At 66.8% G+C, this 2,798-nt stretch carries 2 protein-coding genes and 1 pseudogene; all 3 read right to left on the minus strand.

Annotated features, from left to right (window positions below; all coding sequences use genetic code 11):
* Positions 1 to 275: 275 nt before the first annotated feature.
* Positions 276 to 446: pseudogene (locus tag ABN034_RS34115) on the minus strand (IS30 family transposase); the annotation flags it as partial.
* Complete coding sequence (locus tag ABN034_RS34120; RefSeq protein ID WP_349695087.1) at positions 447 to 1,505, minus strand: IS110 family RNA-guided transposase; 1,059 nt, start codon at positions 1,503 to 1,505, stop codon at positions 447 to 449.
* Positions 1,506 to 1,655: 150 nt separating this feature from the next.
* Positions 1,656 to 2,732 carry an IS30 family transposase gene (locus ABN034_RS34125; protein ID WP_349695088.1) on the minus strand — a complete coding sequence of 359 codons (1,077 nt, stop codon included), beginning with the start codon at positions 2,730 to 2,732 and terminating at the stop codon, positions 1,656 to 1,658.
* Positions 2,733 to 2,798 lie beyond the last annotated feature (66 nt).

Consider the following 2,798-nt stretch of genomic DNA (forward strand, 5'->3'; position numbering starts at 1 on the left):
GATCGGCGGATTCTGGCGGTGGTCGCAACACGGCTGCTTGTTGGGGTGAGCGTAGCGAACGGAAACGGAACGGCGGGGTCGCAGTGGCGTGAAGGAGAAGGTCGTGGCCGCCCGATCGGGGATGATGAGGGGAAGGTCTCGCCGTCAAGGGCGCCTTGCGGCGTCGCTGGCGCGATGGGGCTGCGCCCCACCCTTGACTGCGAGCCCTTGCCCCCTTTCGATCGGCTGGCTATCGGGCGGCCACTCCCGGTGTGGCGCACCACCGCCCCCGCCCGTTATGCCTGCAGCAGCGGGCCGATGAGTTCGTCGGGCTTGGCGTAGCCGTGTCTTTTGCGGGGCCGGTCGTTCAGTTCGGCGGCGACCCAGTCCAGGTCGGCCTGGCTGTGCACGGACAGGTCGGTCCCCTTGGGAAAGTACTGTCGTAGCAGGCCGTTGACGCTTCTATGTCAAGCAGCCAGCTGGTGTTGGGTGATGTGGTGCTTCCAGGACGCTCGGTCTTGGGTCATGGCGCGGTGGATGATGTCGATCAGGTGGCGTTGGAGTATGCGTCGGGCGCCGCGGGCGCCCTTGGTGGGTTCGTGGCGGGCGAGTAGTTCGTGCGCGTCGGGATGGAAACGTTTCTGGACGATTGCTGCGGTGTAGAGCACGCTGTTCAACCGTCGGTTGCCGCCTCGGTGGAGGCGGTGGCGTTGGTTGTCGGAGGAGTAAACGGGGATCGGGGCGCATCCGGTGTAGCGGGCGAGCTTGGCCGAGGTTGTGAAGCGGGTGATGTCGCCGATCTCGGCGAGGAGGACCGCCGCGGAGATATGGCTGATCCCGGTGATCTCCAGCAGGGCGGGCGCCAGTGGGCTGACGAGGTCCCGGATCGTGGTCTCGAGGTCGCGGATGCGCTGGTTGAGACCGGCTGTCTCGCTGAGCATCTCGGCCAGCGCCCGACGGACGTGCCCGCTCATCTGCGATGCGCGCAGGAGTGTCGTCGCCGAGGCCAGGCCGGGAGCGCGGGTGAGGTCGCCCGGGGTGTGATCGAGCCAGAGATGGGTGCATGCCTTGACCTGGTTGATCACCATTGTGCGGCGCCTGACAAGGTCGGCCCGCAAGTCGACCAGGACGCGCAGCTCGCGCACCTGCACGTCGATGCGGTGCCGCTCCAGGCCGGGAGTGGCGATGGCGGCATGGGCGACTGCGGCGGCGTCGATGGGATCAGATTTCGAGCCGGTAGCGGCATGCAGCTTGCGGTGGGCGGCCATCAGCCGGGTGGGAACCCAGAGCACTTCGTGGCCGGCCAGCAGCAGGCCGTCGGCCAGCCGGCGGGCGAAACCGCGGCCGTCCTCGATGGCCCAGGTGACCGGAGCGCCGTCGGCGACCGAGCGGATCCACTTGAGCAGCACGCCGATCATGGCCGCGTCGTTCTTGACGGTCAGCGGTCGGCTGACCCGCCTGCCATCTGCGCCGACCGCCACTGCGACGTGGACGTGCTTGTGCGGGTCGATCCCTACTGTCACCATCAAGTTGTCCTCTTGTCTGCTGCCGCGGATGACGGGACAGACGCGAGGGCCCTGGCCAGGGGACAGACCTATTGCGAGTTGACGGCTCAGCAGGCTTCTATCAAGTCACTCCCGGCCAGGGCTCTCGCCCTGTAGACCGCCGTGGACATATCAACGGAAAGCCTTCCGGCACGTGTTCTCCGAGTCACCCGGCGGTCCCGCCGAGTACCTCCCGTCGAACGAACCCGGCCCGCCAAGTTTGCACCAATAGGTGTTCTCGTTGGTGCCCCGCTGCCACGGCTTGTACGGGTCACAGAAGAAAATCTCGATGTCGGCTGCGATCGCGACCTGTTTCCAATCCCGCATCTCCGCGCCCTGGTCCCAGGTCAGCGAACGACGCAGCAGCGCAGGAACGGTCTTAATCTTTGCGGCCAACGCCGGCGCGACCTGCTCCGGCTTATACCCCTCGGGCAGGTGCAGCAGCAGCACGTACCCGGTGGTCCGCTCGACCAGGGTGCCGATCGCAGTGGCGTTGTTCTTGCCAATGATCAAATCACCCTCCCAATGCCCCGGCACCGCACGATCGGCCGCCTCGGCAGGCCGTTCGGAGATGTTGACCATGCCCGGGATCCGGTTCTTACGCTGCCCAGCCTTACGGCCAGGCTCGCGCAGCGCCCGCCCAGTGCGCAGGCACTTGGTCAGCTCACGGCGTAGCGCCCCGCGAGACTGCACATACAGCGACTGGTAGATGGTCTCGGTGGACACCCACATCTCCGAGTCATCGGGAAACTCGGCCCGCAACCGACCAGCGATCTGTTCCGGCGAGTACTTGCGCTCCAAGTCTTGCTCGACCTTGTGCCGCAGCGCCACGTTGGTGGCCAGCTTGCACCGCTTCGGACGCGACGCCCGCTCATAAGCCGCCGCATGCGCGCTCGTCGCCCGATACCGCCCCGGAGCCTCGCCGTTGCGGGCCAGCTCGCGACAGATCGTGGACGGGCTACGACCCAACCGGTAGGCGATCGAACGCATCGATTCACCGGCCGCCCTGGCAAGCGCGATCTCCTCCCGCTCAGCGAACGTCAAACACCGACCCTTCAGGTTGCGTCCTCGCCGCGGACGCACCCCGCCAGCGGCGATCAACCACCGGGCGCCCTGCTTACGGTAGGTCCCAGCCGCAACCGCCGCATCGGTGATGAAATCACCCCGCGCCATCGCCTCCCAGAACCGCTGATGCACCTCCGGAACCATCCGCACAGAGAACCGCACCCACAACACCCCTCACCCATCGGGTGTTGCGATCACCGCTCGAACCCG

Origin of the sequence: Actinopolymorpha sp. B11F2 (assembly GCF_040195635.1) — a bacterium.
Lineage (GTDB): Bacteria > Actinomycetota > Actinomycetes > Propionibacteriales > Actinopolymorphaceae > Thermasporomyces.

What these genes read in the sequence shown, in the direction of transcription:
- ABN034_RS34120 (WP_349695087.1), bottom strand. Translation starts at nt 1,505, where the DNA reads ATGGTGACAGTAGGGATCGACCCGCACAAGCACGTCCACGTCGCAGTG.
- ABN034_RS34125 (WP_349695088.1), bottom strand. Translation starts at nt 2,732, where the DNA reads ATGGTTCCGGAGGTGCATCAGCGGTTCTGGGAGGCGATGGCGCGGGGT.